Origin of the sequence: Meridianimarinicoccus zhengii, assembly GCF_003254465.1 — a bacterium.
GTDB classification, from domain to species: Bacteria; Pseudomonadota; Alphaproteobacteria; order Rhodobacterales; family Rhodobacteraceae; genus Meridianimarinicoccus; species Meridianimarinicoccus zhengii.
In genome coordinates this window covers 23,845-30,132 of sequence record NZ_QDFI01000053.1, presented here as the reverse complement: position 1 = coordinate 30,132, position 6,288 = coordinate 23,845, and the positions used below count along the sequence as shown (strand labels likewise).

Genomic DNA, 6,288 nt, shown 5'->3' with positions numbered 1-6,288 from the left:
CGCGCTGGCGGCGCTGGCCGACGGGCGCGCTGCGGAACGCTTCGGCGCGATGGTCGTGGCGATGGGCGGACCCGCAGACCTGATCGAGGTGCCCGACCGCTACCTGCCCCGCGCGCCGGTGGTCGTGCCGCTGGCGGCGGAACGCGCCGGTTACGTGGTCGGCATCGACGGCGCGGGCTTGGGCGACGTGGTCGTGCGGCTGGGCGGCGGGCGGCGTCAGGCGGGCGATGCCATTGACCCGCGGGTCGGCCTGTCGCGCGTGGTGCGGCTGGGCGCGCAGGTCGCCGTGGGCGATCCGCTGGCCATGGTCCATGCCGCGACCGAGGATGATGCCGTCGCCGTATTGGCGACAGTGCGCGCGGCGATCCTGCTGGGCGCGGCACCCGGGGCCGTTCCGCCGCTGGTGCATGGGCGGATCGGCTGATGGCGCGGGCGTTCCTTGTCGTGCTCGACAGCGTGGGCTGTGGCGGGGCGCCGGACGCGGCGGAGTACGGCGATGCCGGGGCCGACACGCTGGGCCATATCGCAGGGGAATGTGCCGCGGGTCGGGCCGAAGACGGGCGCAGCGGGCCACTGACCTTGCCGTTTCTCGATAGTCTCGGGCTGCGGGGGGCCATGGCGCTGGCCCATGGCCGCGACGGGCCGGGCGGCACCGTGCCGGGGGCCTTCTGGGGTTGCGCGCAGGAAGTGTCGCGCGGCAAGGACACGCCCTCGGGCCACTGGGAACTGGCCGGCGTGCCGGTGCCGTGGGATTGGCATTACTTCCCGCGCACCGTGCCCGCCTTCGACGCGGACCTGATGGCGGAGGTCGCCGCCCTGGCGGGCACGGGCGGCACTTTGGGCAACGACCATGCCTCGGGGACCGAGATCATCGCGCGGCTGGGGGCCGAGCATATCCGCACCGGCTGGCCGATCTGCTACACCTCCACCGACAGCGTGTTCCAGATCGCCGCGCATGAAGACACGTTCGGGCTGGAGCGGCTTTTGAAGTTATGTGCGGACCTTGCGCCACGGCTGCATGCCATGCGGGTGGGGCGCGTCATCGCGCGGCCCTTCGTCGGGGATGCAGAGACTGGGTTCACCCGGACCGCCAACCGCCACGACTATGCCATCGCCCCGCCCGCGCCGACGCTGTGCGACTGGGTGCAGGGGGCGGGTGGCACGGTCCATGCCATCGGGAAGATCGGGGATATCTTCTCGGGGCGGGGGATAGACACGGTGCGGAAAGGAACGGACGCGGTGCTGATGGAACATCTGTGCGACGCGGTGGCAGAAGCGCCCGATGGCAGCCTGACCTTCGCCAATTTCGTGGAATTCGACAGCCTGTACGGCCACCGGCGCGACGTCACCGGCTATGCCCGTGCGCTGGAATGGGCCGATGGCGGGCTGGCGCGGGCGGCGTCGGGGCTGCGCAAGGGCGACTTGATGGTCATCACGGCCGACCACGGCAACGATCCGACATGGCGCGGCACGGACCATACCCGCGAGCGGGTGCCGGTGCTGGGGCTGCGCCCCGGTGTCCCCGGCGGGTCGGTCGGCGTCTGCGCCTTCGCGGATGTAGGTGCCAGCGTCGCCGCGCATCTGGGCCTCACCGCTCCGGGGCCGGGACGGGATGTGCTGCCATGATCCCCAAGGTCGAACTGCATCTGCATGTCGAAGGCGCGGCCCCGTCCGCGCTGATCCGCGACCTGGCGCAGCGGCAGGGCACGGACCTGACCGGCGTCTTTGCCGAGGATGGCGGCTACGCCTTCCGCGACTTCTGGCATTTCCTGAAGGTGTACGAGGCCGCGACTTCCGTCCTGCGCACGCCAGGCGACTATCACCGGCTCGTCACGGCCGTGCTGGAGGCGCAGGCGGCCGAGAGCGTGATCTATACCGAGCATTTCCTGTCGCCCGATTTCTGCGGCGGCGGCGATCTGACGGCGTGGCGCGACTATGTCGCGGCCATGGCTGACGCTGCGGCGGGCGTGGCGGCCCAGGGTGGGCCGCGCTTGCGCGGTGTGGTGACGGCGGTGCGCCACCTCGGCCCCGATTCCGCGAAGCGCGCGGCGCGCTGTGCCGCGGAAACCGCGGGGGAGTTCATCACGGGCTTCGGACTTGCGGGCGACGAGCGCGCCGGGGTGCCGCGCGACTTCGCCTATGCCTTCGACATGGCGCGTGAAGCCGGGCTGGGCCTGACCGCCCATGCGGGCGAATGGGACGGGCCGCGGTCGGTGAGCGATGCGCTCGACGACCTGCGCGTGAGCCGGATCGGCCACGGCGTGCGCGCGATCGAGGATGCCGCGCTGGTCGAACGGCTGGCACGCGACGGCATCGTGCTGGAGGTCTGCCCGGGATCCAACATCGCGCTGGGGCTTTACCCCGACTGGTCCGCCCACCCGGTGGCGCGGCTGCGCGATGCGGGGGTGCCCGTGTGCCTGTCCACCGACGATCCGTCGTTCTTTCGCACCCGGCTGGGCTGGGAATACGACCGGCTTGCCGCCGCTTTCGGCTGGACGGAGGCGGATTTTGCCGCGATGAACCGCACCGCGATGGCGGCCGCGTTCTGCGATGTCGCCACCCGCGCCGAGATGACACAGCGACTGGAGCCCGCCGATGACCGCCCCGCATGACGTGCCGCACCTGACCGTCGTCGATCACCCGCTGGTGCAGCACAAGCTGACCTACATGCGCGATGTCGAGACCTCGACCGCCAAGTTCCGCCAGCTTCTGCGCGAGATCAGCCAGCTTCTCGCCTACGAGATCACCCGCAACATGGACATGACGACCAAGCGGATCGACACCCCCATGATGCCGATGGACGCGCCGGTGATCGACGGCAAGAAGATGGCGCTGATTTCCATCCTGCGGGCGGGCAACGGGCTCTTGGACGGGGTGCTGGAACTGGTGCCCTCGGCGCGGGTCGGGTTCGTGGGGCTTTACCGGGACGAGGAAACGCTCCAGCCGGTGCAATACTATTTCAAGGTGCCCGAGGGGCTGGGCGACCGGCTGGTCGTGGCGCTCGACCCGATGCTGGCGACGGGCAATTCGTCCGCCGCGGCGATCGACCTGCTGAAACAGGCGGGGGCGCGCAACATCCGCTTCATGTGTCTGCTGGCCGCCCCCGAAGGCGTTGCGCGGATGAAGGAGGCGCATCCGGACGTGCCCATCGTGACCGCGGCGCTGGACGAGGGGCTGACCGACAAGGGTTATATCTATCCCGGGCTCGGGGATGCGGGCGACCGCATGTTCGGCACGAAATGAGGCGGCTCGCGCTGATCCTGCTGGCGGGGGCGGCGCAGGCGCAGACCCCGGCTGAGGCGCCGCCCGCGGGCTGGTCCGCGCCGGTCTATGTCGACAGTGCGGGCTGCGTGTTCCACCGGGCGGAACTGGGCGGTGACATCATATGGGCGCAGCGGCTGGGCCCGGACGGCGCGCCGCTGTGCGGCCAGCCCCCCAGCGTGCAGCCGTCGCTGTCCGATGCGCTGCCCGCGATCCCGCCCAGCCGCGCGGGGGCCGTGCCGGATTTCCCGGAACCGGGGATCTACCTGCAACTGGGTGCCTTTTCGGCTGGGGGCACGGCCGACCGGGTGGCGGCGGACCTGCAGGCGCAGGGATACCGGTTGTGGCGTCAGGATTTCCCGCGGCTTCGCGTGCTCTTCGCGGGGCCATTTGCCGACGAGGCTACCGCAGCGGAGGCACGGCGCGCCCTGCGCGGGCGCGGCTTTCCGGATGCGTTCCTGCGCCAGAGCGAGTGAACGGCGGCGCCACGCATGGCCCTGCGGGCGCGCTACGGGGGGTTGGTCTTGCGCTAGCGGTGTCCGGGAAATGGAGCGGGTGAAGGGAATCGAACCCTCGTCGTCAGCTTGGGAAGCTGCTGCTCTACCATTGAGCTACACCCGCGATGGACCGGTGGTTAGCCTTGGCGCGGGGCGCGGTCAAGTATCTTCCTGCGTCGCCGCCTGCCGCGCCCGGCCCCGGCGGCGCGTGCCCGCTGCGGCCCCGAAATGCGGTTCGGGCAGCGCGACCTCGGCACGCAGGTGCGGGAACGGAGCCGTGGCGTGTGGCAGGGCGTTGGCGGCCACGAAATGCTCCTGAAAGCGCGGCGCGATGGCGGTTTCGACCTTGGTGATGCGGCGCACGAGCGCCTCCACCTCGGACCGTGCGCTGCGGGACGCCAGCGCCATGCGCGCGCCCGTTCCGGCGGCGTTGCCCGCGCTGGTGACCCGGTCGACCGGGCAGTCGGGGATCATGCCCAGCACCATGGCGTGCAGCGCCGAGATATGCGCGCCGAACGCGCCCGCCAGCACCACGCGGTCCACGCGGTCGGTGCCGAATTCGTCCATCAACAGGCGGGCACCTGCGTAAAGCGCGGATTTTGCGAGCTGGATGGCGCGGATGTCGCCTTGCGTCACCGTGATGGTCGGTCCGCTCGTGCTGCCGTCGTGGAGCAGGTAGGCGAAGGTGCGCCCCTCGGGGATCATGCGCGGGCAGCCTGTGGCCTCCGGCCCGCCCAGAAGGCCCGACGCATCGAGCAGCCCGGCCATGCGCAGTTCCGCCACCGCCTCGATGATGCCTGACCCGCAGATGCCTGTAACCTCGGTGGCCTCGGCGAAGCCCGGATCGTCGGACCACAGATCGCAGCCGATCACCCGGAAGCGCGGGATGCCGGTGGCGGGGTCGATGCGGACCCGTTCGATGGCGCCGGGGGCGGCGCGCTGGCCCGCGCTGATCTGCGCGCCCTCGAAGGCGGGGCCAGTAGGGGAGGAACAGGCGAGCACGCGGTCGCGGTTGCCCAGCAGGATCTCGGCATTGGTGCCCACGTCGACGACGAGCACGAGGTCGTCCGACCGGTCCGGCGCCTCGGACAGCGCCACCGCCGCCGCATCCGCGCCGACATGGCCCGCGACGCACGGCAGCAGGTAGGCACGGGCCGCGGGAGCCAGCGCCGTCAGCCCAAGTTCGCGCGCAGCCAGCCGCAAGGCGCCCTGATGGGCCAGCGCGAAGGGGGCCTGCCCCAGCTCGGTCGGATCGATGCCCAGCAGAAGGTGGTGCATGACCGGGTTACCCACGAGGGTCAGTTCCAGGATCGTGTCGGGCGGGATGTCGGCCTCGGCGGCGAGATCCGCCACCAGCCCGTCCAACGCGCTGCGCACCGACGTCGCCATCTGTGCGGTCCCGGCCGGGTCGAGCATGGCGTGGGACACGCGGCTCATGAGGTCCTCGCCGAAACGGATCTGGGGGTTCATCACCCCGGCAGAGGCCAGCACGTCGCCGGTGGCCAGATCGCACAGATGCGCCGCGATGGTCGTGGAGCCGAGATCGATGGCGAGCCCGGCGATCCCGCGCGGGGGCAGGTCGGCCCAGATACCGGTCAGCAAGGGCAGCATGTGCCCATCGTCATGGACGGCGAAGGCGACCTGCCAGCCACCCCTGCGCAACGCGCCCTGGAGACGCGGCAGCAAGACCGGGTCGCAGGTCAGGCCCGTGACGCCCCATTGTGCCGCGAGCGCCTCGGCGAGCCGTTCGAAATCCCCCGATGGATCGTGCATGTCGGGCGGTGCCACGTCGATGACATAGGCGCGGGTCGCCGGGTCCATCTGCATGGCGCGCGCGCTGGCATCCTTGCGCACGATCTGCCGGTGCACCTGGCTTTCGGGCGGCACGTCGACGACCATGTCGCCCATGATGACGGCCTGGCACCCAAGCCGACGGCCCGGTGACAGGCCGCGTTTGTCGGCGTAGCGCGTCTCGACCGCGTTGACCGGGGACAGGGCATCGGCGGTTGCCGTCATGCCATGCTTGGGGAAATGTCCCAAACTCGGGGCGACCTGGCAGCGTCCGCAGATGCCCCGCCCACCGCACACGCTGTCGAGATCCACGCCGAGCGCACGGGCGGCGGACAGGACCGGCGTGCCCACCGGAAACCGCCCGCGCTTGCCCGATGGCATGAAGATCACGGCGGCATCTGTCATCGCGGCACAAATGCGCCGAGGCCGTGGCCACATGGCGTGCGGCGCACCAGAAAATTGGCTAATTTTCTGGTGTTTGGCAGCGTCAGCAGATGAGGGTGAGGTCGCCACGGTTGCACAGAGTGACGTGTTGTTCGCCGATCCGCACCATAGGAAACCCGCGGGTTTGCACCTCGCGTGTCAGCGGCGCCCGCCCTACCATCCGGTGCACGTCGCGCGCCATGCGCCGGACAACACCGCCGGTCAGTGCGGCGCGGGACGAGAAGAATTGGTCGAGCCACATCTGGCTCGCCCGTGTCAGGGGCAGGTCGGAGAGGATATTCATGTCCCGATGCTG

6 protein-coding genes, 1 tRNA gene and 1 pseudogene are annotated in these 6,288 nt (G+C 70.7%); 5 read left to right on the top strand and 3 right to left on the bottom strand.

Translation table 11 applies throughout. The features are described 5' to 3' along the window. From DDE13_RS15735 to DDE13_RS15715, 5 genes and pseudogenes are all read left to right on the top strand, one after another. Positions 1-424, top strand: a pseudogene (locus DDE13_RS15735) (thymidine phosphorylase); the annotation flags it as partial. Then, positions 424-1,626, top strand: coding sequence for a phosphopentomutase (locus DDE13_RS15730; RefSeq protein ID WP_111405232.1), 1,203 nt, complete (start codon positions 424-426; stop codon positions 1,624-1,626). The pseudogene DDE13_RS15735 and the gene DDE13_RS15730, both read left to right, overlap by 1 nt. Continuing rightward, on the top strand, positions 1,623-2,612 hold the full coding sequence (locus DDE13_RS15725; protein ID WP_111405231.1) for an adenosine deaminase: 990 nt from the start codon (positions 1,623-1,625) through the stop codon (positions 2,610-2,612). Before DDE13_RS15730 ends, DDE13_RS15725 begins: the two co-directional genes overlap by 4 nt. Beyond that, complete coding sequence (upp, locus tag DDE13_RS15720; protein WP_111405230.1) at positions 2,596-3,243, top strand: uracil phosphoribosyltransferase; 648 nt, start codon at positions 2,596-2,598, stop codon at positions 3,241-3,243. The genes DDE13_RS15725 and upp overlap by 17 nt, the downstream gene beginning before the upstream one ends. Beyond that, complete coding sequence (locus tag DDE13_RS15715; protein ID WP_111405229.1) at positions 3,240-3,737, top strand: SPOR domain-containing protein; 498 nt, start codon at positions 3,240-3,242, stop codon at positions 3,735-3,737. The genes upp and DDE13_RS15715 overlap by 4 nt, the downstream gene beginning before the upstream one ends. A 71-nt stretch (positions 3,738-3,808) precedes the next feature. Here the strand turns inward: DDE13_RS15715 and DDE13_RS15710 are convergent. The 3 genes from DDE13_RS15710 to DDE13_RS15700 form a co-directional block, all read right to left on the bottom strand. Then, positions 3,809-3,882: transfer RNA gene (locus tag DDE13_RS15710), tRNA-Gly, on the bottom strand. 35 nt (positions 3,883-3,917) lie between these two features. Next, a complete protein-coding gene (locus DDE13_RS15705) occupies positions 3,918-5,954 on the bottom strand; it encodes an ASKHA domain-containing protein (protein WP_111405228.1) in 2,037 nt (678 codons plus the stop codon). Between the two features lie 82 nt (positions 5,955-6,036). Continuing rightward, complete coding sequence (locus tag DDE13_RS15700) at positions 6,037-6,276, bottom strand: N-(5'-phosphoribosyl)anthranilate isomerase (RefSeq protein WP_235868729.1); 240 nt, start codon at positions 6,274-6,276, stop codon at positions 6,037-6,039. Positions 6,277-6,288 lie beyond the last annotated feature (12 nt).

Coding starts and splice junctions, on each gene's coding strand:
- DDE13_RS15730 (WP_111405232.1), top strand. CDS start 424: ATGGCGCGGGCGTTCCTTGTCGTGCTCGACAGCGTGGGCTGTGGCGGG.
- DDE13_RS15725 (WP_111405231.1), top strand. CDS start 1,623: ATGATCCCCAAGGTCGAACTGCATCTGCATGTCGAAGGCGCGGCCCCG.
- upp (WP_111405230.1), top strand. CDS start 2,596: ATGACCGCCCCGCATGACGTGCCGCACCTGACCGTCGTCGATCACCCG.
- DDE13_RS15715 (WP_111405229.1), top strand. CDS start 3,240: ATGAGGCGGCTCGCGCTGATCCTGCTGGCGGGGGCGGCGCAGGCGCAG.
- DDE13_RS15705 (WP_111405228.1), bottom strand. CDS start 5,954: ATGACAGATGCCGCCGTGATCTTCATGCCATCGGGCAAGCGCGGGCGG.
- DDE13_RS15700 (WP_235868729.1), bottom strand. CDS start 6,276: ATGAATATCCTCTCCGACCTGCCCCTGACACGGGCGAGCCAGATGTGG.